Source organism: Rheinheimera sp., from assembly GCF_030690345.1.
GTDB lineage: Bacteria > Pseudomonadota > Gammaproteobacteria > Enterobacterales > Alteromonadaceae > Alishewanella.
Map to the genome: position 1 here is coordinate 463693 of NZ_JAUYGV010000008.1, position 26630 is coordinate 490322.

A 26630-nucleotide genomic window follows, 5' to 3' on the forward strand; every position below is an offset into this window, starting at 1 on the left:
CGATGAGTCAAGCTACCTTAGATAAAGCATAAAAACCGGCTGTTATTCGTTACACGTTACCCAGCTTTGACCTTCATCAGTACTACAGGTTTTAATGTAAGTACCATCGGCTTGATATTCCAGTTTCTCCCACGGCTGGTCGGAATATTTATCCACTTGTACACGGTTAGTTGTACGATCATCGGTGGCGTTTTTGTGCCAGCTGCTGACATCCAACAAGACAGTGTCATCAAACTTATAGCCGCTGTTGTTCAGGTGCGTAGTTAAATCTGCCAGATTTAATATACCAGCTTTAGCCTGCAGGTCATTCCATTGCACAAAGGTTTGATATTCAGCTGTATCTTCTGCGATAACAAACCTGGTGTGATAAACAACAGCGTTTTCAACATAGTCGACGCTGTAATATTTGTAAGGGCCATTACTAAAGCTAGTATTTACACATTGTGCCACAGAGGCCGCAGTAGCCGAACTGCCATCGTTTGACAGGCCAAAGGTTATGCCATCCAACGTTACCGATACGGCTTCAGTATTAGTACAGCTATAATCCGTACCATCACCACCGTAGCTGTAAATATCCCTGGTTTGGCTTAACACACCAGCCCCCCAGGTAGTTTCAGTATTTTCACGCAGGTAAATGTCACGCAGCACTTCCGTCAGCTCGTCATTCATTTTTACCAGCTCGGTACTGTAGCCGCTATCGAATGACAACATAGTGTCGCGATACCATGCCTGTGGGTAGGCATTATTGTTGTCTATGTCGCTGCCCTGATAAAACTGGCTGCGGATATAGTTTGCTGTCGGGTGCTGTTGCTTCAGTTGCTGCTTGTAGGCATAAGCGGCTTTTAAGCCTTTAACGATACTTTGTGCCAACTGGTAACTTGCCTCATCATCAGCAGCAATAAAGTCAGCGAAGATTTTATCCGCGGCAATATTATATTTACTTACTGTCGTTTGAATAATGTCTTTAACTTCGTTGCTGATTTGCACACCCAGTTCATTATTTGCAATAAGATCTGCACACGACAAACTCTGTTGTCCATTGTTTGACAATTGCGCCTGCACCTGTTGCCATAACACCGACGTTAACGGCGAAATATGCAACAATGCCGCTTCATCTAACGGCTGTAACTGCGCCGGCCGGGCCATTTGATAGGCTGCGGTTACTTCACCGCTGTCTTCATCTATTGCACCTACCGGTACATCAACATACAAGGTGGCATAAGGTACGCACTCGCGCTGCTCTTCGGTTAATTCCAATGCATACTCACCGGCCGCGATTGATACAGTAGAAGGCTCATCTTCATCCTGTACGCCGTTGCCGTTAATATCCAGCCATACCTTAGCACCACTGACATAGCCATCAATAACCTTGCCATTTAATAACGACGTTGCCACAGGCAGCAGCTCAAAGCCTGCTGTCACCGTACAGGCAGCACTGACAGGTGCAGTAGTAAAAGTAGTGCCGTCTAATGCTCCACCACAGCCGGTTACCGACGTTATGCCATAACCGTCATTAGCACTAACCGTAAAGCTGGTACTTTGACCGGCAGTAACAGCACGATCACCTGGCGAGATAGTACCGCCAGCGCCCGCTGTTGCAGTTACAGTATAGCTAACGGGTAGCTGTTCAAAGCCGGCAGTTACCGTACAAGCAGCGCTGATTGACGCGGTAGTATAAGTAGCGCCATTTAATGTTCCGCCGCAGCCGGTCACTGACGCTATACCATAACCGTCATTAGCGCTAACCGTAAAGCTGGTGCTCTGGCCGGACGTAACAGCACGATCACCGGGCGAAATAGTACCGCCGGCACCTGCTGTAGCGGTTACAGTAAAACTCAGCGGCGCCGTCTCAGAGCTGCTACCGCCACCACAAGCCGCCGTGCCACAGGCCAACGATAATATTAGAACCGCTTTAAACGCGTTATATTTAACTTCCATGCTAATTCCGTAAGTTGATGTAAAAGAATAATTTTTAGCAGTACATATTCATTTCACATTACAAAATAAGCAAGAATTTTATTTAAACAAATCAAATTAATTACATAAACACTTTAGTAGTAACAATAATGCCCGTTTTCACTGTCAGCCCAGGGCGGTATCCAATAACATCATCAAGACAAAGCCCAACATTAAACCATTAGTAGCAGCCAGTTCGTGGCCCTGCCGATGTGACTCCGGGATCATTTCATGGCTTATGACAAACAACATGGCACCGGCGGCCAATGCCAGACCCCAGGGTAACAACAGGCTGGACTCGCCCAGCACCGCGGCCCCAATAATCGCCATTACCGGCTCAGTTAAACCAGACAATACTGCTATAGCTACCGCCAGTGCGCGGCTGTACCCCACCGCCAACAACGCCATCGCCACCACCAGCCCTTCGGGAATGTCCTGCACCGATATGCCGGTAGCCAAAGCTGTAGCCGCAGCGGTGTCGCCACCGGCAAAAGAAGCGCCGATGGCCAAACCTTCAGGGATATTGTGCAGCGCTATGGCAAACACAAACAGCCAGCTGCGGCGCAGAGTTTGGCCGCGCAGCCGGTCTTCATCTTTAATAAAATGCTGATGCGGTACCAACCGCTCCAGCAGCAGCATAAAGGCACCGCCAAGCAAAATAGCCAGCGCCACACTGGCGGAGCTGCGCCAGGGCGACGCGCCACTGTCGGTTAATAAGGCCAGCGCCGGTACGATCAGCGAGAACATGCAGGCGGCCAGCATCACACCGGCACCAAAGCCCAACATTACATCCAGCAGCTTTTGCGATAACCGCCGCATAAACAAGGCCGGCACAGCGCCGGCAGCGGTGGCTGCAGCGGCCACCATACCGGCATAAAAGGCATAGCGCACATTAGCTTGCTGTTGCATCAGCATTACCAGCTGCTGCAAGCCATAGCCGGTGCCCAGCAATACAATGGCCGCCCCCGACAGCTTGCGGCCACTGCGCCAGGGCGACTGCAACAACGATAACCTCATGCCTGCTCCGAATACCACTGTGCAACCTGTGGCCAGTTAATTACATTGAAAAAAGCCGCGACATAGTCCGGCCGCTTATTCTGATACTGTAAATAATAAGCATGCTCCCACACATCCAGTCCCAGTATTGGTGTCAGGCCGTCCATCAGCGGGCTGTCCTGATTCGCGCTGCTGCTCACCGCCAATTTACCCTCTGCATCTGCGACCAACCACGCCCAGCCGCTGCCAAAGCGGCTTAGTGCCGCCTGAATAAACAGCTGTTTAAATTCGGCAAAGCTGCCAAAAGCCTGTTGTATTGCCTGTGCCAGTTGTCCTTGCGGTTCACCACCGCCATCCGGTGCCATCACCTGCCAGAACAAGCTGTGGTTAGCATGGCCGCCACCATGGTTACGTACCGCCTGTTGCAACCCTTGTGGCAGGGTGTGTATTTCACGCAGTAAACGCGTTAACGACCAGTCAGTATAGGTGCTGCCTTGCAGCGCCGCATTTAAGCCGTTGACATAGGTTTGATGATGCCGGCTGTGGTGGATTTGCATGGTTAAGGCATCCAGATGCGGCTCCAATGCGGTATAGGCATAAGGTAAATCCGGCAGGGTAAAAGGCATAATGCGCTCCTTAATTTATTAATGATAACCATTATCATTTGCATTTAAGTGAAAAACAAGCCATATTTTTAACCGGACTTCCGACAGGGTGAGTGATATGGATGCAATAGAACACTGGAAACACATTATTCGTCAGGCAAACAGCGCCTTTGCCCACGACCATTACGCACTGGCCGCCGATTTATACCAGCAAGCCACACTGCTGCTGGCGCAAAGTTGGCCACAATATGAAGCCAGGTTGGCCGGCCCGGCCTTAGCGCCCAATCAGGACGGCACCGCGCTGCTGATCATCTGTTTATCCATCAGTGTGCAAAATCTGGCCGAAACCTATGCCAGGCAACAGCGCTGGCGCCGTTGCCTCAGTACCTTAAACCGTGCTTTGCAGCAAGTAATACAGCTGCAGCAACAAATTCCGCCGGCGCACCCGGCCAATATCGCCCTGCTGCGCGAAAGCTGTAACCTGCGCCGCGAGCTGTGCCGCTTTAGTCAATTGGCTGCGCCGACGGCGCCTTACGCTGTATTGCCGCATACGCTGCCGGCATCGCGCGCGCTGCATTAACTGTTTAACATTGAAACCGGGGGTGAACCTTTATGCTGATCGATACCGCACTGTGGCAGGATTTCAGCCGTCTTAGCCGGCTGTTAAAACAAAGTGATGTGCAGCCTTGCGATTACTACCGGCTGGTGTCTGATTATTGCGGTTGCTGTTGCCGGCTGGCCACGCAGTTGGCATTGCAACGCAACAGCCTGTTGCAGGAATGGTGTTTGCGTTATGCCTTGTTTACTCTGGCCGATGCGGCGGTAGATGCCGGCCATAGCGACGAGCAAAAACGTCTGTGTTTGGATATGCTGTATATGCCGCTGATAGCCCTTACCAGACTGTATCGTTGTCAGCCGCAGGGCCAGACTGAACTGGCGGCGTTACATGCAAAACTAAAACAGTGTTTTGCATGTAACTAAAAACATATATTACAACTGCGATTGCAGCCGGCAGTTACATCTGTGATTGCAAATAGTTGGGCAGACCCAGCAGTTTAATCAGGTTAAGCTGTTGCTCCAGCCAGTGCGCGTGGTCTACCTCGGTATCATCCAATAGCTGCTGCAGCATGGCGCGGGTAACGTAATCCCGCTCTTGCTCACACAGTGCCATGGTTTGCTTTAACAGCTTTTGCACCGTGTATTCCACGTTTAAGTCGTTTTGCAGCATGGCCGGTACATCTTTGCCAACGTGAATAGCATCACGCTTGCTCATATCCGGCACACCTTCTAAAAAGATAATGCGTTCAATCAGTTTGGATGCATGGCCTTTTTCATCATCGAACTCGTGGTCGATACGCTCAAACAGTTTATGCAAACCCCAATCGTGGTACATGCGCGAGTGAATAAAATACTGATCCATTGCCGCCAGCTCATTGGCCAGCAGTACGTTCAGTGCGTCAATAATCTTGTTGTTGCCTTTCATTTACTCGCCTCCCAGCTGCGCTTGCAGGTAATTTGCCAGCCCCATAATACCAATTTGATGCTGCTGCGTTTCCAGCCAGTCCAGGTGCTCTTCTTCGTATTCCAGTATTTCTGTCAGCATATCGCGGCTGACATAATCCTGCTCTGCTTCACACAGCGCTATGGTAGCGCGCAGCAACGGCAGTTGCTCCAGCTGAAAATCCATATCGCACTGCAGCATTTCTTCGCTGTCTTCACCAATGCGCAGCTTGCCCAGTGCCTGTAAATTCGGCAAGCCTTCGAGCATTAAGATGCGTTCAATCAGCTCATCGGCCTGCTTCATATCTTTAATCGACTTTTTATAGCAGGCGTCGTTAAGCGCTTTTAAACCGCGGTTTTTATAAATACGGGCATGTAAAAAGTATTGATTAATCGAGGTTAATTCAGCTGTCAGCACCTCGTTCAGTTTTGACAGCACCTGTGGATTGCCTTTCATTGCGTTAACCTTGTTTATCTAAGCAGAAAATATGTTGCCAAGTGTAGAGTAAAAAGCTGCCTTAAGCAAAATTATGTTTAAATTCAACAGCATACTACTGATAACAATTCGCGTTATTAACTTGTTTCGCTTCCCGTTTTCGCTGAGGTATATGGCAGCGTTTTTTCGTCGGCTGGTCTCAAGCCTTTTGTATTTAAGCGCATTTTGCGCTACACAGAGCAACGATAATATTTTTTATAATAATAATCCGGGGGTCCGATGAAACTGTTTCAACCTTTTGCCCTGCTGCTATTGCTTTGCAGCACGGCTTTAATGGCCACTGAGCGCCAGATAGAAATTGACAGCACTGTGGTAAGCGAACATAAAACCGAAGTCAACGGCAAGCGTTTCAGCTACAGCGCCACTACCGGTACCCAGCCGGTGTGGGATGAAGACGGCGTGCCTACTGCCACGCTGTTTTATACCTATTATAAGCGTAGCGATATTAAAGATCGCAGCAAACGCCCGCTGCTGATCTCCTTTAACGGTGGCCCGGGCTCTGCCTCGGTATGGATGCATGTCGCCTACACCGGACCTAAATCGCTGGTAATTGACGACGAGGGCTACCCGGTACAACCGTACGGCGTAAAAACTAACCCCTATTCCGTGCTCGACGTGGCCGACATTGTGTTTGTTAATCCGGTAAATACCGGTTACTCGCGCGTGTTACCGGGCAAAGACGGCAAAATGCCGTCAAAAGAGCAGCAGCAAAAAATGTTCTTTGGCGTAAATGCCGATGTGAAATACCTGGCCGAGTGGATCAATACCTTTGTAAGCCGTAATGAGCGCTGGCAGTCACCGAAGTTTTTAATTGGTGAAAGCTACGGTACCACCCGCGTATCCGGTTTAGCGCTGGCACTGCAGAACCAGCAGTGGATGTACTTAAACGGCGTGGTACTGGTATCACCTACCGATTTAGGCATAGAGCGCGCCGGCCCGGTAAAAGCCGCTAACCGCCTGCCGTATTTTGCCGCTACTGCCTGGTATCATAAAAAGCTGAGCAACGAGCTGCAGCAACAAGATTTATACGACATTCTGCCGGAAGTAGAAGCCTTCACCTTAAACCAGTATTTACCGGCGCTGGCCAAAGGCAATGCGATAAGTGCGGAAGAAAAACAACGCGTAGCGCAACAAGTGGCCACTTATGCCGGCCTTTCCGTTGAGGCCGTGCTGCAAAATAACCTGGATATCCCCACCAACTTCTATTGGAAAGAACTGCTGCGCGACCGCGGCCAAACCGTTGGCCGGCTGGACTCACGCTACTTAGGTATTGATAAACGCGATGCCGGTGACAAGCCGGATTATAACGCTGAGCTGACATCCTGGCTGCACTCGTTCACCCCGGCCATTAACTACTACCTGCGGAATGAGCTGAATTACAAAACCGACATTAAATACAATATGTTCGGCCCGGTGCACCCGTGGGACAGAAGTGACGACAGCACCGGCGAGAACCTGCGCCAGGCGATGGCACAAAACCCCTATCTTAAAGTAATGACACAGTCGGGCTACTTTGATGGCGCCACCAACTATTTCGACGGCAAATACAATATGTGGCAGTTGGACCCAAGCGGTAAAATGAAACATCGCCTTAGCTTTAAGGGCTACCGCAGCGGCCATATGATGTACCTGCGCCGTGAAGATCTGAAAAAGTCGAACGACGATCTGCGCGAGTTTATCCTCGGCGCTTTACCGGCCGAAGGTGTAGCAGCCAAATACTGATAGCGTGATAAAACAGTTTTGTATAACAAAAACCCCTGCAGTGCAGGGGTTTTCATTTCAGCGCTAAGCCGGTGGCGCAACGGTATGCCGCTACGGAATACGCGCAATAACCTTGATTTCAAAATCAAACCCCGCCAACCAGGTAACACCAACCGCAGTCCAGTTTGGATAAGGCTTAGCAGGAAACACTTTTTGCTTCACCTGCATAATGGTATCAAACTGGTTTTGCGGGTCAGTATGAAAGGTTGTGACATCCACAATATCATCCAGGCTACAACCTGCAGCAACCAGCGTAGCCTGCAGGTTGTCAAATGCCAGCTCAACCTGGCGGGCAAAATCCGGTTCCGGGCTGCCATCAGCACGGCTGCCGACCTGGCCGGAAACAAACAGTAAATCACCGGAACGGATGGCGGCAGAGTAGCCGTGTTCTTCATACAGTGCATGCCGGTTGGCAGGGAAAATAGCTTCGCGCTTGGACATAGTTTTCACCTCAGGTTAGATAATTAGGCCAGACAGCCACAACAATGCACTGCGGCTCTTCACAAGCGGCTGCTGTTTCTGGTATACGATACACAGAGAAAAACAAACATACGCCGCGTATATAAACTACAGTTATACGCAGCGTATGTCAAATTAATATACGACACGTATGTGACATTAAGGATAAACCATTGAACCGACGCGCTGTAACAATGGCAGATAATCGCGCCAAGCTAATCTCCGCGGCAAGAAAAGCTTTTGCCGAAAAAGGCTATGCCGCAGCATCTATGGATGAGCTAACGGCAGAAGCAGGCTTAACCAGGGGCGCGCTGTATCACAATTTTGGTGACAAACGCGGGCTGCTGGCGGCGGTGGTCGATCAGATAGACTCTGATATGGCACAGCGTGCCCAACACATTGGCGCGCAGGAAAAAGACGACTGGCAAGCGCTGTTGGCCGAAGGCGCAGCCTATATCCGCATGGCACTTGAGCCTGAAGTGCAGCGCATTGTATTGCTTGATGGCCCGGCTGTACTGGGCGACCCGTCGCAATGGCCCAGTCAAAGCAGTTGCCTGCAGGCCACCAGACAGAAGTTGGAGCAGCTGATGGCACAAGGTGTATTAAAAACGGTAGATGCCGAAGCCGCGGCTCGGCTACTGAGTGGTGCGGCACTGAATGCCGCGCTGTGGATTGCCGCCAGTGCCTCGCCGGAAGATGTTACCGCCAAAGCTGTTGAAGCGTTCAGGTTGTTAGCATCCGGTTTGCTGAAGGCCCCTGCCGGCTATTAGTTCCGAGCTTGTTGTTGCTATTGGATTAGGCGAATCACTGCCACAGATAAGCTAACAAGGTACCGACGGCAATAACACCTACCACTCCAAGCAGCGGCAGCCAGGAGCGTTTTTGACCATCCGCTTGCTTTGCACCAATCAAGTGGTATGAAGCCGTGCCAAGCACTGCAGTTACCACAACAAAGCCGGCAATAGCAGCATACACAGATCCGGTCTGCCACCAGATCACCGCAGCAGAAATTAAGCCGGCATACAGAAAAATCTCAAAAGACAGGTCCGCCAGAAAACGACGCACCCCGAATACAAAGCGAGAGGTTCCACTCATTTAAAAAGACCCTTATTACATACCGGTGATTAACTCAGGGGCAGACAGCCGCTGAGTTTCAACAGCCATTTTACCGGTTATGTGGCCGGCAATTCCAGCCCTCAAATCCTTGGCTATACTCTGTTTACCTGCTTATCCCGGGCGTCTGTGTGAAACCATCTGTGCTTGCTTTGCTGTTACTGGCCTGTAGTTGTGCTTTGGCGCAACCGGTGCGTATTGGCATGCCGCTGGGTGACTCCGCGTTGCGGCAAAAGCTGCAGCAACAGCTGACGCAGGCTTATACCGCCCTGGGTTATCAACCACAGTTTATTGCCCTGCCGTCGCAGCGACGCTTCCGGCTATTAAAAGACGGGCTGATTGATGCTGATTTGTTCCGCATTTGCCAATTAGATGAAACACATGCTGAACTGCTGGTGGTGCCGGTACCTTTAGATACCTTACGGCTAAATGCCTACAGTTTATCGACAGAAAAGCTGACTAACTGGCAACAGCGCAGCGATTTGCTGATAAGCCATATTCGTGGTTTTAAGATGGCAGAGCAGCAGGAATTTGCCGGAGTAAGAGTACTGGTTAACAGTGACGAACAAGCGTTTGGCCTGATGTTGCAAGGCCGGGTAGAAATAGTGCTGGAAGACAGCCGCACCGCAGAGCGGTTTTTAACACAGCAGGCTGAATTGGCCGGTATTGCCATGCAGCAGGTGGCTGATTTTGATGTGTGCCATATCCTTAACCACAATTGGCAGCAACTGTTGCCTGCGCTAGCAGAGCAACTGCAACAATAAACCAGATCAATGTTAAACCGAAAAAAAGCCCTGCGAATTCGCAGGGCGTTAAAACACTTTTATTGCAGCGGCACGTTTATCAACCGCAACACACTTTGCACACTCTGGTTATACGAGCGATTGCGATAGTCATAACTGGACTGGATAAAAGTTTCCCGCTCAGTTTGCTTGATGACTTTGAAGTTCCGATAATTGACGGTTACATATTCACCATCTGCCAGCCGTTGCTCCAACTCTGTTGCACACTGGCTGAACGTCTGCTCATCGCCACAGGCTGCGCTGTATACAAACGTGACAGAACCGTCGTTTTCTTGCTGCCATTTATAGGACTTGTAATTGTAGCCATATACATCTTTGCTATTACTAAACAACGACGCTGTATTATCTGCAAAAATATTATGGTAATAAGGCGTCACGTTTACATACTGCTCGGTTAAGAAGTTGCCAATTAACGCCTGCGCATTGTATTGCTGCTCTGCAACCAGCAGCGGAGAATACAGGTTATTCTGGTCAACAATACTAAGCCCATTTACCGGGTGCTGAATAAACCGGTAGCGATAAACTTCACCAGCTAAAGTGATAACCAGCTGCTGACCGTCAACAGTCCAATCAAATTCACTTTCTTGCTGTGCAAAAGCCTGTGGCACACTAAAACGTGCTACACCTTGCGAATTGTTGGTGAACAACACTTCGCTACCACCGAATAACATATTTTGGCCATCAAAGTCGGGTTTTAGCCTGAATGATGCGTAATATGATGTATTTAAAACAAATTGTGGCACCGCCAATTGTTCATTTAAGCCAAGCTCGAGATGTCCGGTATAAGGCTGTGCTAATGCTTCTGTCATACCGTCAAAATCTTGCGGATCAACAGTGCTGTCGTTAAGCACGAAAGAAAGTTGGTATTGAATGGTTAAACGCCCGTCAGCTGATGGCAATATTTCACCAACGACAAAATTAACCCCAAATTCAATATTGACATAATCATCGGTAGTGTAGCGATAGAGGTTCATCGTAAACTGATCAATATTGCTTTGTGCCTGCAATCCCCCATCTGCTGTAAGCTGCGTTTCAATCTCGGCCCACGAATTTAAACTACTTCCTGACACCATAAACTTAAACGGAGCATAAATATGTGCACTTGAACCATCGATACTGTACACATAATCTACTGCTAAATGATTTAAACTATACAAACCTTCCTGCAATGGCTTGGTATTATAAGGCGTCACTGTAACAGCAAGCATTTCCTCGTCTGACTCCAGCACCAAACGTTTTCTGCCTTCTTCAGTGGCGATTACGTAGACTTCAAAATAATCATAACACTCGTCTGAGACGCAATTCACCTGCGTCGAGCTGATTTCAATATAGCCATTCATGCCATACCAAACCAAATCAAACACATCACCGTCTGCAGCCAGGTAACGCCCGGTTTCATTGGCATACAGATGCAAGCTGTCGCCGTTATCCAATGCCCACTGGCCGACAAAATCCACTTTAGGCGTGCTAATTTCAACCCATTTCGACGGGTCGTCTGCCACATTCAATGTAATGGTATAGTCAGAGTGCAACTTACCATCCGATACCCGCACCTCAAACTGATGTGCGCCTACACTGAAAAAGTCCGGTGTCGCTGTTAACTGCAACTGATTACTGCTCAGCGTACCCTCAACCCAATCGGGTTTATTGGTGTAACTGACTGTAAGTTGATCATTTTCTGCATCCAACAAAGCAAAATTCACACTACCGGCAGCGGCGGCAGTTAATTGCAGACTAAGCTGCCCGGTAAGCACCGGTGCAGTATTGGTTGTGGTATTAGCTGTATCATCTGAACCGGAAGAACCTCCGCAACCAGACAATATACTTAACAATAATAACCCTGTTAAAGCGCGCATTATTCCCTCTTTTATGTTTATATCCTTTACAGAAGCAAAGAATAATACACAGTATTTTATCAATCAGCTATATGCTGCATAACTTATTCAACCGGCTTAGTAACAAACCCCAATTGGGTAATACCTAACTGCTGTGCCAGCGCCATTACCGTTAGCACATGCTGGTATTGTACCGCTTTATCGGCCATTAACTGCAGCGGTGGTTGCTGTGGTAACTGCGCTATTTGCGCCAGCTTTTGCTGCAGTTGCTCAGCTGTTACCGCCTCGCTGTTCCACTGCACAGTGCCATCGCGCAGTACGCTGATGGCGATGCTGTCGGGCTGTGTCGTAGTGGGCTCTGCACTGGCTTGGGGCAACTCCACCAGCACCGATTGAGTTAATACCGGCATGGTGATCATAAAAATAATCAGCAGTACCAGCATCACATCCACCAACGGCGTCATATTAATTTCACTGATGATGTCATCATCCGGCGAATCAACAGAAAACGCCATTTACGCACTCTCCTGCTTATTGGTTAACACACTGACACTGGCTTTAGGCGCCGCGCCGGTTAGAAAATACGCATGCAACTGATGGGCAAAGCGGTTAAGCCGGGTAATAACACCTTTATTGGCCCGTTGCAGCGCGTTATAACCCAGCACCGCCGGTATGGCGACGGCCAGACCTACTGCCGTCATAATTAATGCCTCACCTACCGGGCCGGCTACCTTATCAATACCGGCCTGGCCGGATACACCTATGCTAACCAAGGCATGATAGATGCCCCACACAGTGCCAAACAAACCGATAAAGGGCGCGGTTGAACCCACCGACGCCAGCACCGGCAAGCCACGCTGCAGGTGTTGAACATTGTCGTCAATAGCATTGCGCAAACAGGCGCTGAGCCAGTCATTTAAACTAAGCTGGCCGTGTAAATCGGCTTTGTGCAGCCGGTGATGATCGACTGCCGCCAGGCCTTCTTCTGCCAACATGCGATACGGGCTGGCACTGTTGCCGGGTTGCAATAACTGCAGGCCTTGGGCAAAACTTTGTGCGTGCCAAAAGTCACGTGAAGCGTTATTGGCCGGGCGCAGGCGCCACAGCTGTAGGCTGCGCCAGAGAATCACGCTCCAACTGGCGACGGACATTAACAGCAGTAAGATTGCCACGCCTTTGATCACCCAATCGCCCTGCGCCCACAGTGTTGCCAGGCCATAGGGGTTATCTGCTAATGCTGTCATTGTTTCACTCCTTCGGTTAAGGAAAATTCTATCCGCTGGCGGTAGCGGTAATCTATTGCCTTGCCGGCACACTGTGCAGGCTGATAGCGCCAGTGCTGCACCGCCGACAACGCCGCCTTGTCTAATCTGGGGTAACCGCTGCTTTGCTGCACGGTTACGTCGGCTACCTTGCCGCTGGCCAGCACAGTAAGCTCCAGCACAACCGTACCCTGTTCACGTAATTTGCGTGATAAGCGCGGATAGTGCGGTGGAGCGTTATAGTGCGCCGTGGCGTTGAGCACCGGGGCCGACACCGGCACCGCGCTGGCAGCGGCACTGTCTTTTGCTGCGGCCACGGGGGTGGCAACGCCGGCCGGCGGCGGCCCGGGTTCGGCTTGAGTAACAGGCGCCATCTGACGTACGGCAGGTTCTGCCGGCTTAACCGCTTTGGCTGCAGCGGGCCTGACATTAGTTGGCTTCGCGCTAAGGTGTTTAACCTCCGTTTGCTTTAGCTTTGGCTGCGTCTTTAGCTCAGGCTTTGGCGGCGCGGCCTGTTGCGCAGCTGGGGCGGCCTGCGAGGCCGGTTGCTGCACAAATACCCCGGTTAACAGCGGCGGCGTTACGGTTACCGCGCTGCTGCTGTTTGCCGTCAAATACCACAACAGCGGCAATAAATGTGCGGCTAATACGCTGCCCAACGTAAACAAAAAGCCCCCTGCTTTAACAGCAGGGGGAAGGCTTTGCGCCAGCGGTTGCATAGCGGCGGGAGAAAACACTAGAAGCTGTAGCTGATAGCCAGTTTGGCGTAACGGCCGGGTTCGCTGTAACGCTGCAAACCTTCACCGCCGGGCAGTACACCGCCACGCACCCCACTGCCTACCCAGTTGGTAACGAAACGCACGCGTTGCCATTGATAGTATTCTTCGTCAAACAGGTTATAAATACCGGCACTTAAGCGCCACTGCGGGCTGATATCATAGTTGGCCATTAAGTCGACTACGGTGTAGCTGTCGGTTAAATAGGGTTTAGCTTCAAATGCACTTTCTGTTGAATCGTAGGCATCTGCTGCTTTTTTTGCCGCACTGTGGGTAATATTCGCTGTCAGATCCCAGTTGGCCGCGTCGTAGCGCAAACCCAATACGGCAGAAGCCGGGTTGATGCTGCGCAGCGGATCACCGTTTTCTTTTTCACCTTCGTTCCAGGAATAAGCTAGACGCGAACTGACGGCACGACTGATGCGCCAGAGCGCTTCCAGCTCTACGCCTTTTACGTCGGCTTCACCAATATTCTCAATGGTGTTGTACTGGTTGCCCTGTGACTCGGTGCAAACGCCACGGCTACAGCTTTCATACACCACATCGGGGTTTTGCACCCGGGCAACAGTGTCAATCATATCGCTGTACTGATCGTTAAATACCGATATGCCAAGTAACAGCTTATCGGTCTGGTAACGGTAACCCGCTTCCAGGTTCAGGCTACGCTCCGCTTTTAGATCCGGGTTGGCAATACTGCTCCATAAGTCATCTACCACTACGCCGCTAGCCTGTTCGGTGCGGCTGATAAGCGAGGTTGGTGAATACATTTCTGCTACCGTCGGTGCGCGGAAACCCCGCCCGGCTTGCAGCCATACTTGCTGTGTAGTGCTCAGCTGATAGGTCAGGTTACTCTGCCAGGTAAAGGCAGAGAAATCGACATCGCTGACCGTATCGGTATTATCGGCGTATTGCTCGTCAAACTGCGGGCTGTATTTTAACGTATCAAAGCGGCCGCCCAGACTTAATGTCCAGCGCGGAGCCAGCTTAATAACGTCGCGGGCATACAGGCTTATTGCCGTTACGTCGGTTTCAGGCACCTGATCCGGGTCAATTACCGGCGGGCTGGCCTGCTCGTCAGTCTGGCCGATATAACGCCGGTCTATCGCAGAGTATTCCACTTTACGCTGTTCAACTGAGCCACCATACAGCCATTGCTGCTGCACAGTGTTACCAAACAGTTCTTTATCCAGTGCTACCGCCAGTTTCAGTTGCTGCTGTTTAAAATCGCGATCTTCACTGCGCAGGCAGGGCGATACTTCGCCGTTAGTTTCACCGCTGCAGCCGGTGGTCAGCATGCTGGTGACACCATTGGTGTAATTGGACTGGTAGTCCAGGGTGGCATTTACGCTATCGGCAAAAGCTTGCGCTGCCAGCCACTCATACTGCAGGCCAAAGCGCTTGCGCTCAATGTCATCATCGCCGTGGCGCGATAAATAGGTGCTGTCCAGCCTGGATTGGTTATCCAGCTCACTGCTTTGGTTAAAATATTCACCGGTCCAGCCAAGCCGCTGACGGTCAGTTAACTGATACTGCAACTTGGCCAGAATGTTATCACTGCTGTAATCCAGCGGATCAGCAATGGTGCGACCGGCACCGCTGATATTTTCGCCGGAGCGGGCGCTGCGGTTTTCTTCGCCGTCCCTTCGGGTGTACACCAGCAAGGATTCCAGCTTACCGCTGCGGTTCGCCACTGTAGTACTGAACGAGGTTTCATCATTTAAGCCGCTGAAACCAGCTTTTAACCCCAGATGGCTGTCGTCGCCCTGCGGCGCAAGATAGTCGGCCGGATCTTTGGTAACAAACAACACTGCGCCGGCCAAAGCGCCGCTACCGGCAGCAATAGCATCAGCGCCTTTAATAATCTCTACCTGTTTTAACGCATCAATATCCACGCCACCGCGGGCCGAGCGGAAAAACTCGTAAGCAACAAAGGTTGGCGGGTCCAGGGTTTCCCCCAGTGCTAAACCGTCGACGGTAATAGCAACCCGGTCGCCATCCAGGCCGCGGATATTAAAACCGTTACTGCCAAAACGGCCCATATCGGTGGTGGTAACACCAGGTACAAAGCGCACCACATCGGCAATATTTTGTGCCTGTTGTTGTTGCAGCTCAGTAGCACTAAGCTGCTGCGCTTGTTTGCTGTTGGCCTGTGTTTGCACCGCCTGCGCGGTTACCGATACGGTGTCCAGCTCCGGTGTTGCGGTTTCTGCCTGCACGGCTTCAGCCGTTGTTGCCGCCAGGGCACTGCTGATGGCCAAAGCCAATAAGGGGTACTGCATAGACATGTTTTTCATAAACAAGCTGTTCTCCTGAGGCAGGCGTTACTGCGCTTTTACTGTACGGGCAATTTGTTGGTCCAGCCAGCCGGCAAATTCACTGACATATTCGTCGTAGCTCAATACACCGTCACGGTTAACGTCAACGCCGGCAAATTGGCTCGCGCGGCCTTGTTCATACTCTGCGCGGCTTACCACGCCATCGTTATTGCTGTCGTACATCGCCAGCATGCCGTCAACTGAATGGGTAGTCGGCATTTGCAGCAGCCGCTCACGCCTTGGCTGTGCTGCACGCTGAGCTTGTTGCCGGGCTTGCTCTGTGCGGGTTTGCTCAGAGCGGGTATCCTCGCCACGCGGCGCCGGTTTAGGGTCGGCGGCGGATAACACGCCGTCTTTATTGGTGTCCATGCGCTCAAACGCCAAATCACCGGAGCGGTTAAACTCTGCGCGGCTGATATAACCGTCTTCATCTTTATCCAGTGCATTAAAACGCACATGGGTTTGGCGTAAATGGCCGGCGCGCTCGGCAGCCAGTTGCTGTTGCTGTGCTTCGTCTAAACGCGGTTTGTCTGCGGCAACAGAGCTGCTGCAGGCGCTAAGGTAGGCACTGCTCAGGGCCAAAAACAACGTGGTATATAAATGCTGTTTATTCATCAGTAAAACTCCTGCGGTAACGGGTGAGCGCTATTGGGTAACTTCAAGCACGACGCTGTAGCTGTAACTGTATTGCGGAACTTTGGCGCCGGCCGGCGCATCGGCACGGTAGCGGCTTAGCAGCAAATAAGTACCGGCTTTTGCCGGCACAAAGCTGATAATACCGGCGGCATCGGTAGTCAGTTGATGTGTCACTTTTTCATCATTCGCGTCGGCTTCCACAAAGTAGGCATTCACCGCCTGCTGCGGCAGCGGCTTGCCGTTAAACAGCACACGCGCCCTTAAGGTGCTGTCGCTGTACAGATCATTCGGGTGGCTGAGAAACTCCAGTTCCAGCGCTTCGCCACCGGGTTGTAACGCCCTATGGTCTGGCGCACCTTTGCTAACGTAGGTTTCAGCCCGGGTTACTGCCTGAAAGTGCGCAATAGATTTAGCCCCGGCCGGTAACACGAAGTTTTCATCGCGGCTGTTTTTGCGCTCACCGTTTTGCTCATAGGTATGAAAGGTCGCGCCGTAACGCAGCCCGGTACTGAAACGGTAAGTGCCATCGTCGGTTAGCTGATGCTCTGCCGTAGTGCGGGTATGGCTGTACTGCACTAATGTTGGTGTAACAGCTGTGCCGGCGGGTGTCAGCACACTGAAACTGCTGTTATCAAAGGCGACTTCGGGAATAAAAAAGCGGTCGGCAAAGGCGGCGTCCAGGCTTACCCAGCCACCACGGATCGGTTCAAAACTGGCAGGCTGCAAATACGGCACATGGGCTTGTGCGGCAAAATGGGCGGCAAAGCTGCCCCCCAGCATAGCGGCAACTAAAATGGCACGGTTAAGCGGCAACGACATAACGGCTCCTTAATGATAATAGTTCTTATTAACTTTCGAGCCGCACTTTAATCTAATTGAGAATTAGTTGCAAATGATAATTGATCTTATTTACATGCTTTAAGGTAAGAAAAAACCGGGCACAGGCCCGGTTCAGTTGTACCGCTAAGGCAGACTAGTCTGTTATACCCAGCAGGTTAAGAATAAAGGCATACTCTTCACCCGTTTGCGCCTGACGGGCAAAACGGCCGGATTTACCACCGTGGCCGGCTTCCATCGTGGTTTTAAACAGCAAGGGGTTAGCATCGGTTTTGTGAGTACGTAACTTAGCAACCCATTTTGCCGGTTCAAAGTACTGCACCTGGGAGTCATGCAAACCGGTGGTGACCAGCATGGCTGGATAATCCTGCTTGCTGATTTGATCATAAGGTGAGTACGACAGCATATAGTCGTAATAGGCCTTTTGCTTCGGGTTACCCCACTCGTCAAACTCATTGGTGGTTAACGGAATGCTTTCATCCAGCATAGTGGTAACCACATCGACAAAAGGCACATGCGCCACTAAGCCACGGTATTTCTCTGGTGCCATATTCGCTACCGCGCCCATCAGCAGGCCGCCGGCACTGCCGCCCATACCAAATACTTTGTCTTTGGCCGCATAGTTGTTGGTTACCAAATAGTCGGTTACGTCGATATAGTCGGTAAAGGTATTAATCTTGTGCAGCAGTTTACCGTCTTCATACCAATGCCGGCCCATTTCCTGACCGCCGCGAATATGCGCGATAGCATAAACAAAACCGCGGTCTACCAGCGACAATACCGTTGCACGAAACGACGGATCCATTGAGGCGCCATAAGAGCCATAGGCATACTGATACAGCGGCGCTGTGCCATCGCGTTTAAAGTCTTTTTTATACAACAAGGATACCGGCACCTTTACGCCGTCGCGCGCGGTGGCCCATACCCGATCGGTAGCGTAGTTGTTTTTATCAAAGCCACCGGGCACTTCGGTTTGTTTTAACAGCTGCTTTTCGCCGGTTTGCATATTCAGCCGGTAGACACTGGCCGGGGTAGTCAGCGAGGTATAGGTATAACGCAGCCAGTCGGTGTTTTGTTCCGGGTTAATCTCAAAGCCGGTAACGTAAGCGGCTTCATCCGGGGCAATATAAACCGATTTTGCCGGTGCGGCCCAGGGCATGATTTTCATCCGGCGTAAGCCATCACTGCGCTCGTTAATTACCAGGTAATTGTTAAAGGCAGTAAAGTCCTGAATAAACACATCGTCGCGGTGCGCAACCAACGGTTGCCATTGGGTACGGTCACCAATGTTATCGGCAGCAACCGCCATAATACGGTAGTTAGGTGCCTGCCAGTCAGTTTGGATAATCCAGCGTCCGTTCAAATGATCAGCGCGATATTTAATGTCGCGCTCACGCGGGGCCAGGCTTTTAAATGCGCTGCCCGGCTTGCTGGCATCCATAACCTGCATTTCGCTTGAAACCGTGCTGCTGGTATAGATCACCACATAGTTATCATCGGTAGTATTACCGACGCCCATATAAAAGCTGTTGTCTTTTTCTTCGTATACCAGCTGCGCCTGCGCCGGGTCATTGCCCAGGCTATGCTGCAGCACTTGGGTACTGAGCAAGGTTACCGGATCATTTTTTACCAGGTACAGGGTTTTACTGTCTTTGGCCCAGGCCAGACTGGACGACAAGCCGCTCAGTTGGTCAGGTAAATCTTTACCACTGCGTAAATCACGTACTTTCAACGTGTACTGGCGCCGGCCGCTGTCATCTTCCATATAAGCAATAAAGTTTTGATCCGGGCTAACCTGCCAGTTAGATACCGCATAATAACTTTTGCCTTTGGCCAGCTCGTTTACATCCAGCATGATTTGCTCGGTGCCATCGGCTAAGGCTTTGCGGGCATAAATCGGGTACTCTTTGCCGCTTTCAACGCGGCTGTAATAGCTGTAATCGCCCTTGGTATAAGGTACTGAACTGTCGTCTTGTTTAATGCGGCTGATAATTTCGGCTGTCAGTTTATCGCTCAGCGGCTGATAGGCACTGGCATAACTGTTGGCATAGTCATTTTCGCGATGCAAATAATCCAGCACCGTGGGCGAGGTGCGGCTGTCATCGCGCAGCCAGTAGTAAGGGTCTTGCCGGTCACCGTTTGGCGAGGCTACGGTGTAAGGTTGTTGTACTGCCAGCGGCGCGCTGATTTCAGCGGCGCTCAAGCAATAGCTGTTGAAACAACTGGCACCCAATAACAGGGCGAGGTAATTTTTATACATTTTTGCGTTTCTCCTGATCTTAACTGCAGGAAATTAACATAATAAAAACATTCAACCTACAGTGCCACGGCAAAAAAGTGTAACTGAGTATGTTTGGCAGTAAATATCGCTGAGTGTTGTCAAACTGCTATTCACAAATGGCTGATTTTAAGCTATTACTTCTAAGTTTATTAGAGATAAGGAAAATAGCATGGCGTTAATGACCGTCGACCAGGTAGCTGAGTTTCTGGGCGTGCAAACTATAAGAGTAGAACGATTAGCCCGGGAAAACTTGTTGGTGCCGGCAGAGAAAGATGCCAACGGCAAACCAATGTTCAGTGAAGAAGACGTAAAACGCTACAAAACTCTGGCCGAGCGCTTAGGCGGCTTATAACGCCGTTAATTGCTCAATTCTGTGCTGCCAGTAAGCGGCCTGCGCTTGCGCATCGGGTAAACTTAAATACCATAGCCAGCAAAAGCCGCTATACAACTGTTTTGCCGGCAGTATTTTTTGCTGCAACTGCGGCATTAATTCTGTAGCACCACGACAAGCCGTATATTGGCTTAACAACCGCTGCTCTTCTGCTGCATCCAGTTCAAAGTGTAAACTCAGCGCGGCCAGATCCAGGCTGCTGTCGGCCAGTTGGCTGTATTCAAAATCCAGCAGCCACAGCCGCTGCTGTGCCCAAAGTAGATTACCGGCATGCAAATCCAGATGGCACAATACGATATCTGCTGTCTGGCTTTCTAATGCTGCCGCCGCGTGGTACAGCTGCGCCAATACTGCAGGAGCTGCCTGCACCGTTTCCGGCAACATGGCTAACTGTTGCTGCAAGTAATTGCGCGGTTCCAGCACTGCCGTTTGTACGTTTAGCTGATGAAAGGCAGCCAAAGTCGACAATAACGCGGCACTGCCATAGCGTTGATAATCAAATGGCTGGCCGGAACTGATATAGTCGCTCAGCATAACCTGATAATGATTATTCAAACACAAAGGCGCCGGGGCCAGGCCCAGGGCGGCGGCGGCATGTTGGCAGCGCAGTTCCTGTTGGCGACATACGGCAGAATCAGCCGGATAGCAGCGCAGTACATATTCGCCCTGCGCCGTTTTGACATAATAGCTCTGGTTACTTTCGCCGTGCGATAACGGCCTTACTTGTAGCGGTGGCCTGGCGACAAAAAACTCCAACCGCCGACATAACCGCGTTACACGCTCAATCTCGCTGCCGGCTGTTGCTGATAATGACTGCGCCAAATAAAGTACCCTGCAATAGCGATAACCGTATACAGCATAAACAAGCCAGTGAGGAAATACAGATGTTTTTGCGCATAAACGTAAATGGATACCGCATCTATCACTACCCAATACAACCAGTTTGATACCAGTTTCCGCGCCACCAGCCAGGTGGCCATTACGCTGAATACCGTGGTTTGCGCATCCAGATAAGCAAATTCAGCGTGGGTGTAATTAGCCATCAGGGCGCCCAGTACCAGCCCCGCCAAAGCAGTAACGGCGACTAACCAGGCATGACGCTGCCAGGGCCACTCATACACCGGGCCACGTGCGCCGGCGCTGCCCTGCTTCAGTTGTTGCCAGCGCCACCAGCCATATAGTGCCATGCCGGCATAATACAGCTGCAATAAGGCGTCAGATAATAACGCCGACTGCCACATCACATGGGTAAATAATATGGTGCTTAACAGCGCGGCCGGCCAGCACCACAGGCTTTGTTTTAATGCCAGAATCACATAAGCCAGCGCCAGCAAGGTTGCTACCAGCTCTATGCTGTGCATCAGCTGCCATTGCTGTATCGCCTGGCTTAGCAGTTCATTCATGGCCGCAGGTCACCGTGAATAAACTTACAAACAAATACCACCTTGCCATACTGCTCAAATGACCATTTAATACAGGCCTGCAGCGCCTGCATTACCGCATCATAGTCGCCAAACAGCTGAGTGCTCATGGTATTGGTAAGCACTGTTACGTCCGGGTACTTGTTCAGCTCGGCAATAAAACCTTTAATCGGCGTAATATAATCTTCTGCTAACGGGTACTTACTGATCTCAACTGATAATTGCATAGCACACTCCTTAATAGGTGATCACGGGCCTCAGAACTGATAGCTGGCGCTGGCACCAAAACGGCGCGGCTCAGCAAATTGCTCGTATACATGGCTCTGGTAGCCATCCCGCGGGTCGTTACCAAAGTAAAAGCCGCGCACGCCGATATCCTGATCCAGTGCGTTGCGCGTCCATACTGCCAGCTCCCAGTTACTCAACTGATAGCTTAACCGCGCGCCCAACAGCTCATAGCGTGATGAACGGGCATTGTGGCCGTCGGAGTAAAAGAACGCGTCTTTGCCTTGCAGGCTCAGGTTAAAGGTCAGCGCTTCAGTGATATACCAATCGGCGGCCACACTGTACGAAAAACGCGGTGCCTGCGCCTGCTCACGACCACTGAAATTTTCTTCATCCAGTGTAATATAGTTACCCAGTTTGGTTTTCAGCCAGCTGGCAGATAAAAACAGCGCCAGCTGCGGATCTAGCTGCAGGCGGTTTTCCATTTCAATACCGTAGTTGCGGCCACTGCCGGCATTGTCGATAAAGCCGGCAAATTGCGGCCCGCTATCCGGGTTCAGCCAGCCTTTTACCTGCATATCGTCGCGCCACATATAAAACGCCGCCACCCGTGCGGTAATGCTTTGGTCCAGCGCACTGCCTTTAACACCAAATTCGGCGTTATACAGGGTTTCCGGTTTAAAACTGGCTTTGCTGTTTAACTCACTTAAGTTGCCATCGGCAGCTTTGGCCAGAGCATCGCCGTTTACACCTCCGGCTTTATAGCCACGAGATGCCAGCAGATACACCAATGCCTGCGGGTTTACCTGATAATTCAGGCTTAATTTGGCGCCCCACATGCTGTCGTGGTTTTTAATCGCATTGCCGCTGCTGTCGCTGTAGTCATCGTCGTAACGCTCCAGGCGCAGGCCCGACACCAAACTCCAACCGGCACTAAAGGGCGTGGTCAGCTCGCCGTATACGGCAGCATTGCTGCGGCTTAAGCTGCTGACAAAACTGTCGGCCTGCCATAAGTCCCAGTTCCAGAACTGCCGGGTTAAATCAAAGCTTTTATTGGCTGCATACAGCCCCAGCACCCAGTCGCTGTTGCCCAGCTTGCCTTCGGGCGTAGAGATAAAACGGTAGTCCAGCGTTAGTTGATCGCGCGTGCGTAAGTAGCGGTCGGTGGTGGAATATTCATCCGGGTGAATACCCACATAACTCCAATCTTCATCAAAGCCGTAATCGCTATCGGCGGTTAACCAGCTAAGCTGCGCCTGTAAGGTAGCAAAGCGCAACGCACTGTAATCCGCCTGCAATGCTATTGCTTTACTGCGGATCTGATCCTGACCGGGCTGATCAGATAAGGTGGTGCGGTTACGGTCCAGCGAGAAAGCATCGTAGCCGTTGTCCTGGTCAACAAAATGCGTAACCAGCTGCAACGCCAGTGTATCCATTGGCTGATAACGCAGCTTAAACCGGCCGGTAAATTCGTCGATATTGTTGGTGTCGTCACGGTTTAAAAAGGCATTGTCGATAAAGCCATCAGAGTTTTGCTGCTCCAGCGCCAGGCTGTAACCCACTTGCTGTTTAATGCTGTTACTAAACTGCGCGGCCAGCTGGCGGCTGTCATAGTTAGCCAGGGTAGCACTGAGTTTGCCTTCCGGCGTGGCGGTTGGGCCTTTAGTTGTCAGGTTAAGCATGCCGGCCAGCGCATTGGCGCCAAAGCGGCTGGCTTCCGGGCCACGAAACACCTCCAGTTGCGCCAAATCACTGATACCGCTGATGCCCAAACCGGAGTAATCAATACCATCAATTAAAATACCGACCGACGGGTTAATGGTATCAACAAACTCACTGCGCTCACCAATACCACGCACCTGAATATAGCGGCCGCGCGAGGCGCCGGCACTGAAGTTTATATTGGCAAACTGGCTGAGCAAATCATCCAGATGCTGCGCCGAGGTGCGTTTGGCATCTTGCTCGCCAACAATGGCAATGCTGCCGGCAACCTGTTGTACCGATTGCTGCCGGAAATCGCCCTGCACGCTGATACGCTCAACCGAAGCTTCTGCTTCATTGGCTTGAATAGAAAAACTGCTGCATACAGCCAGAGTAAGTAACGAAGGTATAAAACGCATTGTTGTATGAATCTCCAAAACTTCAGAGATCACACCAGCTTGAGGAGTTAGCACCATCCCTCCGCCGGTATAATCCGGATCAGGTTCTAAGGGTTCGCCTTACGGCATCTCAGCTATTGCACCCCTTGGTTGCGCGGCAAGTGTAAAGCGTTTTATTTGCGCATGCAACGTGCAAAGGACGGCTAAACGCCTATAGTTGTTACGGAGTCATGCTGTATCCGCGTATCAGCCGCTGACAAGGACACACTATGAAAAGCTATATAGAGCGCGTTATTGCTGAAATTCCGCTGTTTTTTTCTCACTTCAGCCAGTGTTTATTCCGCCCCAAGCGCTTTATTCAGCAGCAATTGGCTATTGCTGAACAGCCGGATGAGATCAGCAAAGGCGTCGAGTTTTTAATACTGTCGTTTCTTATTGCGTTGTTTATCAGTCAGGTGTTACCGGAAGCCGTCAATCCGGTGTCGCTACCCGCTGATGATGCAGCTTTCACCCATCTGGCCAGCAGCGCGCTGTTTGATTTATTTCTGTTGTTCTTCGCCGCCGCCATCGCTTTTGGCTGTCTGAAAATGGTCGGCGTTGCCGGCAGTTTCTTTGCTTTTTTCCGCCTGTTTGCCTTTTTTTGCGGTATTACTATGGTATTGCTGGTGTTTGCCAATGCGCTGACCAATATTGGCATGATAGACCCGGTTGTTGCCAAAAGCTGGATCCAACTGGAACAAAGCGCTCAGGCCTTGCAGCCAATGACAGCGCAGTTACTGTGCAATACCGATACAAGCGGTGAGTTAGTGGCCGACGAGGCATCCAGCGATGCGCTGCAGCAACAACTGCAGCAGGCACAGACGGTATATCAACAGGCGACAGAGCGGACACTGTTTCTGCTGGGGGCCGGCTTGCAAGCCTTAATCCAGCTGATTCTGGCCTGCTGGTTGTTTATTGCCTGGTTTGCCTACGGCAAACAGCAACAGCTGAGCAGCGGCAAAATTGTATTTTCTGCGCTGCTGAGTTTGACGCTGATTTATGCCGCCAGCGTGTTGCTAAGCCTGATGCAAACCGGCAGCCAAATGATGGCGCTGTACCGTGCCTGCCCGGCAAGTTAACCCTGCTTAGCAACGGTATTAAACACCTGCCAGTCATCGGTTAGCTGCATCGCCAGCTGGTTTAATTGCTCACTGGCGCCGGCAGCACGGGCTGCGCCGTCACTAAGCTGCACAATATCACCGTTTAGCAGATGAATATTTTGTGCAATATCTGCCGAAACTACCTGCTGCTGCTCCGTCGCCGTGCAAATGGTTAAATTGGCATCTGCGATTTTCTCCACCGCCGCTGCCAGCTCGGTAAAGCGGGCCCCGGCATCTTGCGCCAATTGCACATTGCTATCGGCATCTTTATGCGCCCGTTGCATAGCTTCTACTGCACTGGCGGCTTGCTGTTGTAACTGGCTGATCATCTTGTTAATCGACTCTGTCGCTTTTTGGGTATTGGCCGATAAGGTGCGAACCTCGTCTGCCACTACCGAAAAACCGCGCCCCGCTTCGCCGGCCCGTGCTGCCTCAATGGCCGCATTTAATGCCAGTAAATTGGTTTGTTCTGAAATTTTACGGATCACGTCCAACACGCCGGAAATCTGACCGGATTCCTGCTGCAGCTGACGTACTACCTGCGCGCTGTGGTCAAGCTGCTGCGCCAGCTCAGTTATCCCTGTTGCGCTTGCTGTGGCAACCCCGCGCCCGGAAACACACAGCGACTTTGCCTGTTGCGCCGCATCAGCGGCGCCTTTCGCATTAACGGCAACGTCCTGCACGCTAACACTCATCTGCTCAACGGCTGTCGCCAACTGATTAGCCTGGCCGGCTTGGCGCACCGCACTCTGGCTGACATCATCACTACTTTGAAACACCAATGCTGCCTGCTCACCTAATACCGTCAAGCTGCTACCCAGCTTCACCACCAACTGCTCAAAGTGGCTGATCATTTGGTTCAGGGCCTGCGCAGCTTCAGCCACTTCATCTGTACCTGAGTCGCCGGCTCTTAAACTCAAGTCTGAACTTTGCTGCACCTGTCTGAGAATATCGCGCAGTGCCCACAGTGGACGGCATACAGAGCGTTGTACCGCCCAAATTAAACTACCAATCAACAGCAGCAACACCCCGGCTCCAACGATATAAGCCTGTATTAACTGTGTGGTAAAACGCTCTGCCGAATCTCTTACAGTGGCCGCAGCTGCAATTTGCTGCTGAATAAATGCCTCCGTTAGCGCCGTAAATCCGGTAATACGCAGCTCGATTTCACTGTTAACGGTAGACTCATTTAAAATACGTACCAGCAGCGCATCGCTGCCGGCATAACTAATCCACTCCTGATAGTGTTTCACGGCCGCCGCAAACGCCTGATCCAGTGCGGCATAGAATTCAGCGTCCTCCTGTACTGGCCGGCTGTGTACAAAGCCTTGCCAATGCTGCTCTGCCGTGACCAGATGTTGTTTAATCAGCTGCTCGGTCGCTGCTGCAGAGGCCCAGCCGGTACGGTATTTCCGAATATCCTGTAGCGCCGTTTGCTGCAGAATTTGCTGCACTGCCATCACATCAGACAGAATGGCCAGATGGTTATCATACAACTGATTAAACAGCTTATCTTTTTGTTGCGCCGACCAAAACGCAGCAACAATAACCAGCAACAACATCACCAAAGGTAGTACGCCCAGCAACAGTACCCTGCCGGAAATTTTCAACTTAGACAACATCACTGCTCCTGACATACGGCTTAAAATCGGGCGCAGTGTAAAGCGGTCAAGTGACACTTGCATGACATCGTACCAGCTAACATTGACATACCCCAATATAGA

At 51.1% G+C, this 26630-nt stretch carries 27 protein-coding genes and 1 riboswitch; of the genes, 7 read left to right on the forward strand and 20 right to left on the reverse strand.

The features are described from left to right. Window positions 1-42: 42 nt before the first annotated feature. The 3 genes from Q8O77_RS17070 to Q8O77_RS17080 all read right to left on the reverse strand — a co-directional run bounded on the left by Q8O77_RS17070 (window position 43) and on the right by Q8O77_RS17080 (window position 3578). On the reverse strand, window positions 43-1938 hold the full coding sequence (locus tag Q8O77_RS17070; RefSeq protein ID WP_305556085.1) for a hypothetical protein: 1896 nt from the start codon (window positions 1936-1938) through the stop codon (window positions 43-45). Window positions 1939-2082: 144 nt separating this feature from the next. Continuing rightward, the gene (locus Q8O77_RS17075; RefSeq protein WP_305556088.1) at window positions 2083-2973 is read right to left on the reverse strand and encodes a ZIP family metal transporter; all 891 of its coding nucleotides are present in this window, start codon (window positions 2971-2973) and stop codon (window positions 2083-2085) included. Further along, a complete protein-coding gene (locus Q8O77_RS17080) occupies window positions 2970-3578 on the reverse strand; it encodes a superoxide dismutase (RefSeq protein ID WP_305556091.1) in 609 nt (202 codons plus the stop codon). Before Q8O77_RS17080 ends, Q8O77_RS17075 begins: the two co-directional genes overlap by 4 nt. Before the next feature lie 97 nt (window positions 3579-3675). Between Q8O77_RS17080 and Q8O77_RS17085 the strand changes: the two genes are divergently transcribed. Continuing rightward, on the forward strand, window positions 3676-4137 hold the full coding sequence (locus Q8O77_RS17085) for a hypothetical protein (RefSeq protein ID WP_305556094.1): 462 nt from the start codon (window positions 3676-3678) through the stop codon (window positions 4135-4137). 32 nt (window positions 4138-4169) lie between these two features. Next, window positions 4170-4538: a hypothetical protein gene (locus Q8O77_RS17090; protein ID WP_305556097.1), complete on the forward strand. Its 369-nt coding sequence runs from the start codon at window positions 4170-4172 to the stop codon at window positions 4536-4538. A 34-nt stretch (window positions 4539-4572) separates the two neighbouring features. Here Q8O77_RS17090 and bfr (Q8O77_RS17095) read toward each other — a convergent pair whose 3' ends face one another. Together bfr (Q8O77_RS17095) and bfr (Q8O77_RS17100) are read right to left on the reverse strand one after the other, a co-directional pair. After that, window positions 4573-5040 (reverse strand): bacterioferritin, encoded by a 468-nt coding sequence (bfr, locus tag Q8O77_RS17095; protein ID WP_305556100.1) that lies wholly within the window; start codon window positions 5038-5040, stop codon window positions 4573-4575. Beyond that, on the reverse strand, window positions 5041-5514 hold the full coding sequence (bfr, locus tag Q8O77_RS17100) for a bacterioferritin (protein WP_305556103.1): 474 nt from the start codon (window positions 5512-5514) through the stop codon (window positions 5041-5043). 258 nt (window positions 5515-5772) lie between these two features. On the opposite strand from bfr (Q8O77_RS17100), the gene Q8O77_RS17105 reads away from it, so the two are divergent. Further along, the gene (locus tag Q8O77_RS17105) at window positions 5773-7275 is read left to right on the forward strand and encodes a S10 family peptidase (RefSeq protein WP_305556106.1); all 1503 of its coding nucleotides are present in this window, start codon (window positions 5773-5775) and stop codon (window positions 7273-7275) included. Window positions 7276-7365: 90 nt separating this feature from the next. On the opposite strand, the gene Q8O77_RS17110 is transcribed toward Q8O77_RS17105, so the two are convergent. Beyond that, on the reverse strand, window positions 7366-7755 hold the full coding sequence (locus Q8O77_RS17110; protein ID WP_305556109.1) for a RidA family protein: 390 nt from the start codon (window positions 7753-7755) through the stop codon (window positions 7366-7368). Between the two features lie 212 nt (window positions 7756-7967). On the opposite strand from Q8O77_RS17110, the gene Q8O77_RS17115 reads away from it, so the two are divergent. Further along, window positions 7968-8543 (forward strand): TetR/AcrR family transcriptional regulator, encoded by a 576-nt coding sequence (locus tag Q8O77_RS17115; RefSeq protein WP_305556112.1) that lies wholly within the window; start codon window positions 7968-7970, stop codon window positions 8541-8543. Between the two features lie 34 nt (window positions 8544-8577). Here Q8O77_RS17115 and Q8O77_RS17120 read toward each other — a convergent pair whose 3' ends face one another. Continuing rightward, the gene (locus Q8O77_RS17120) at window positions 8578-8868 is read right to left on the reverse strand and encodes a hypothetical protein (RefSeq protein WP_305556115.1); all 291 of its coding nucleotides are present in this window, start codon (window positions 8866-8868) and stop codon (window positions 8578-8580) included. Window positions 8869-9017: 149 nt separating this feature from the next. Here Q8O77_RS17120 and Q8O77_RS17125 point away from each other — a divergent pair, with 149 nt between their 5' ends. Next, a complete protein-coding gene (locus Q8O77_RS17125; RefSeq protein WP_305556118.1) occupies window positions 9018-9650 on the forward strand; it encodes a hypothetical protein in 633 nt (210 codons plus the stop codon). A 59-nt stretch (window positions 9651-9709) separates the two neighbouring features. On the opposite strand, the gene Q8O77_RS17130 is transcribed toward Q8O77_RS17125, so the two are convergent. The 8 genes from Q8O77_RS17130 to Q8O77_RS17165 all read right to left on the reverse strand — a co-directional run bounded on the left by Q8O77_RS17130 (window position 9710) and on the right by Q8O77_RS17165 (window position 19610). Continuing rightward, window positions 9710-11545, reverse strand: coding sequence for a hypothetical protein (locus Q8O77_RS17130; protein ID WP_305556121.1), 1836 nt, complete (start codon window positions 11543-11545; stop codon window positions 9710-9712). A gap of 83 nt (window positions 11546-11628) precedes the next feature. Beyond that, a complete protein-coding gene (locus tag Q8O77_RS17135; protein WP_305556124.1) occupies window positions 11629-12039 on the reverse strand; it encodes a biopolymer transporter ExbD in 411 nt (136 codons plus the stop codon). Then, entirely contained in the window at window positions 12040-12768 is a 729-nt protein-coding gene (locus Q8O77_RS17140; RefSeq protein ID WP_305556127.1) for a MotA/TolQ/ExbB proton channel family protein, read from the reverse strand. Further along, window positions 12765-13454, reverse strand: a complete 690-nt coding sequence (locus Q8O77_RS17145; protein ID WP_305556130.1) for an energy transducer TonB — start codon at window positions 13452-13454, stop codon at window positions 12765-12767. Before Q8O77_RS17145 ends, Q8O77_RS17140 begins: the two co-directional genes overlap by 4 nt. A gap of 68 nt (window positions 13455-13522) precedes the next feature. Continuing rightward, complete coding sequence (locus Q8O77_RS17150) at window positions 13523-15856, reverse strand: TonB-dependent hemoglobin/transferrin/lactoferrin family receptor (RefSeq protein WP_305556133.1); 2334 nt, start codon at window positions 15854-15856, stop codon at window positions 13523-13525. 27 nt (window positions 15857-15883) lie between these two features. Next, window positions 15884-16492 (reverse strand): hypothetical protein, encoded by a 609-nt coding sequence (locus Q8O77_RS17155; RefSeq protein WP_305556136.1) that lies wholly within the window; start codon window positions 16490-16492, stop codon window positions 15884-15886. A 30-nt stretch (window positions 16493-16522) separates the two neighbouring features. Further along, window positions 16523-17332, reverse strand: a complete 810-nt coding sequence (locus Q8O77_RS17160; RefSeq protein ID WP_305556139.1) for a DUF4198 domain-containing protein — start codon at window positions 17330-17332, stop codon at window positions 16523-16525. A gap of 154 nt (window positions 17333-17486) precedes the next feature. Beyond that, window positions 17487-19610: a S9 family peptidase gene (locus tag Q8O77_RS17165; RefSeq protein WP_305556142.1), complete on the reverse strand. Its 2124-nt coding sequence runs from the start codon at window positions 19608-19610 to the stop codon at window positions 17487-17489. 190 nt (window positions 19611-19800) lie between these two features. On the opposite strand from Q8O77_RS17165, the gene Q8O77_RS17170 reads away from it, so the two are divergent. After that, on the forward strand, window positions 19801-19983 hold the full coding sequence (locus Q8O77_RS17170) for a MerR family transcriptional regulator (RefSeq protein ID WP_305556145.1): 183 nt from the start codon (window positions 19801-19803) through the stop codon (window positions 19981-19983). Here Q8O77_RS17170 and Q8O77_RS17175 read toward each other — a convergent pair. Genes Q8O77_RS17175 through Q8O77_RS17190 form a run of 4 tightly spaced genes read right to left on the reverse strand, consistent with a single transcriptional unit; the run spans window position 19978 to window position 23788 of the window. Continuing rightward, window positions 19978-20844, reverse strand: coding sequence for a phosphotransferase (locus Q8O77_RS17175; protein WP_305556148.1), 867 nt, complete (start codon window positions 20842-20844; stop codon window positions 19978-19980). The two genes, Q8O77_RS17170 and Q8O77_RS17175, sit on opposite strands and share 6 nt — an antisense overlap. Further along, window positions 20796-21425 carry a nicotinamide riboside transporter PnuC gene (pnuC, locus tag Q8O77_RS17180; protein WP_305556151.1) on the reverse strand — a complete coding sequence of 210 codons (630 nt, stop codon included), beginning with the start codon at window positions 21423-21425 and terminating at the stop codon, window positions 20796-20798. Before pnuC ends, Q8O77_RS17175 begins: the two co-directional genes overlap by 49 nt. Then, window positions 21422-21670, reverse strand: a complete 249-nt coding sequence (locus Q8O77_RS17185; protein ID WP_305556154.1) for a YkoF family thiamine/hydroxymethylpyrimidine-binding protein — start codon at window positions 21668-21670, stop codon at window positions 21422-21424. The genes pnuC and Q8O77_RS17185 overlap by 4 nt, the downstream gene beginning before the upstream one ends. 30 nt (window positions 21671-21700) lie before the next feature. Beyond that, entirely contained in the window at window positions 21701-23788 is a 2088-nt protein-coding gene (locus Q8O77_RS17190; protein ID WP_305556157.1) for a TonB-dependent receptor, read from the reverse strand. Window positions 23789-23827: 39 nt separating this feature from the next. Then, window positions 23828-23924: riboswitch (TPP riboswitch) on the reverse strand. A 112-nt stretch (window positions 23925-24036) separates the two neighbouring features. Here Q8O77_RS17190 and Q8O77_RS17195 point away from each other — a divergent pair. Further along, window positions 24037-24885: a hypothetical protein gene (locus tag Q8O77_RS17195; RefSeq protein ID WP_305556160.1), complete on the forward strand. Its 849-nt coding sequence runs from the start codon at window positions 24037-24039 to the stop codon at window positions 24883-24885. Here Q8O77_RS17195 and Q8O77_RS17200 read toward each other — a convergent pair. Next, window positions 24882-26528, reverse strand: a complete 1647-nt coding sequence (locus tag Q8O77_RS17200; protein WP_305556163.1) for a methyl-accepting chemotaxis protein — start codon at window positions 26526-26528, stop codon at window positions 24882-24884. The genes Q8O77_RS17195 and Q8O77_RS17200 overlap by 4 nt on opposite strands. Between the last annotated feature and the right edge of the window lie 102 nt (window positions 26529-26630).

Bases quoted from the DNA above. Each gene is read 5' to 3' on its own strand.
- Q8O77_RS17085 (WP_305556094.1), top strand. From the start codon at position 3,676: ATGGATGCAATAGAACACTGGAAACACATTATTCGTCAGGCAAACAGC.
- Q8O77_RS17190 (WP_305556157.1), bottom strand. From the start codon at position 23,788: ATGCGTTTTATACCTTCGTTACTTACTCTGGCTGTATGCAGCAGTTTT.
- pnuC (WP_305556151.1), bottom strand. From the start codon at position 21,425: ATGAATGAACTGCTAAGCCAGGCGATACAGCAATGGCAGCTGATGCAC.
- Q8O77_RS17165 (WP_305556142.1), bottom strand. From the start codon at position 19,610: ATGTATAAAAATTACCTCGCCCTGTTATTGGGTGCCAGTTGTTTCAAC.
- Q8O77_RS17075 (WP_305556088.1), bottom strand. From the start codon at position 2,973: ATGAGGTTATCGTTGTTGCAGTCGCCCTGGCGCAGTGGCCGCAAGCTG.
- Q8O77_RS17160 (WP_305556139.1), bottom strand. From the start codon at position 17,332: ATGTCGTTGCCGCTTAACCGTGCCATTTTAGTTGCCGCTATGCTGGGG.
- Q8O77_RS17200 (WP_305556163.1), bottom strand. From the start codon at position 26,528: ATGTTGTCTAAGTTGAAAATTTCCGGCAGGGTACTGTTGCTGGGCGTA.
- Q8O77_RS17110 (WP_305556109.1), bottom strand. From the start codon at position 7,755: ATGTCCAAGCGCGAAGCTATTTTCCCTGCCAACCGGCATGCACTGTAT.
- Q8O77_RS17150 (WP_305556133.1), bottom strand. From the start codon at position 15,856: ATGAAAAACATGTCTATGCAGTACCCCTTATTGGCTTTGGCCATCAGC.
- Q8O77_RS17195 (WP_305556160.1), top strand. From the start codon at position 24,037: ATGAAAAGCTATATAGAGCGCGTTATTGCTGAAATTCCGCTGTTTTTT.
- bfr (WP_305556100.1), bottom strand. From the start codon at position 5,040: ATGAAAGGCAACAACAAGATTATTGACGCACTGAACGTACTGCTGGCC.
- Q8O77_RS17080 (WP_305556091.1), bottom strand. From the start codon at position 3,578: ATGCCTTTTACCCTGCCGGATTTACCTTATGCCTATACCGCATTGGAG.
- Q8O77_RS17155 (WP_305556136.1), bottom strand. From the start codon at position 16,492: ATGAATAAACAGCATTTATATACCACGTTGTTTTTGGCCCTGAGCAGT.
- Q8O77_RS17070 (WP_305556085.1), bottom strand. From the start codon at position 1,938: ATGGAAGTTAAATATAACGCGTTTAAAGCGGTTCTAATATTATCGTTG.
- Q8O77_RS17140 (WP_305556127.1), bottom strand. From the start codon at position 12,768: ATGACAGCATTAGCAGATAACCCCTATGGCCTGGCAACACTGTGGGCG.
- Q8O77_RS17170 (WP_305556145.1), top strand. From the start codon at position 19,801: ATGGCGTTAATGACCGTCGACCAGGTAGCTGAGTTTCTGGGCGTGCAA.
- Q8O77_RS17115 (WP_305556112.1), top strand. From the start codon at position 7,968: ATGGCAGATAATCGCGCCAAGCTAATCTCCGCGGCAAGAAAAGCTTTT.
- Q8O77_RS17135 (WP_305556124.1), bottom strand. From the start codon at position 12,039: ATGGCGTTTTCTGTTGATTCGCCGGATGATGACATCATCAGTGAAATT.
- Q8O77_RS17090 (WP_305556097.1), top strand. From the start codon at position 4,170: ATGCTGATCGATACCGCACTGTGGCAGGATTTCAGCCGTCTTAGCCGG.
- bfr (WP_305556103.1), bottom strand. From the start codon at position 5,514: ATGAAAGGCAATCCACAGGTGCTGTCAAAACTGAACGAGGTGCTGACA.
- Q8O77_RS17130 (WP_305556121.1), bottom strand. From the start codon at position 11,545: ATGCGCGCTTTAACAGGGTTATTATTGTTAAGTATATTGTCTGGTTGC.
- Q8O77_RS17185 (WP_305556154.1), bottom strand. From the start codon at position 21,670: ATGCAATTATCAGTTGAGATCAGTAAGTACCCGTTAGCAGAAGATTAT.
- Q8O77_RS17120 (WP_305556115.1), bottom strand. From the start codon at position 8,868: ATGAGTGGAACCTCTCGCTTTGTATTCGGGGTGCGTCGTTTTCTGGCG.
- Q8O77_RS17105 (WP_305556106.1), top strand. From the start codon at position 5,773: ATGAAACTGTTTCAACCTTTTGCCCTGCTGCTATTGCTTTGCAGCACG.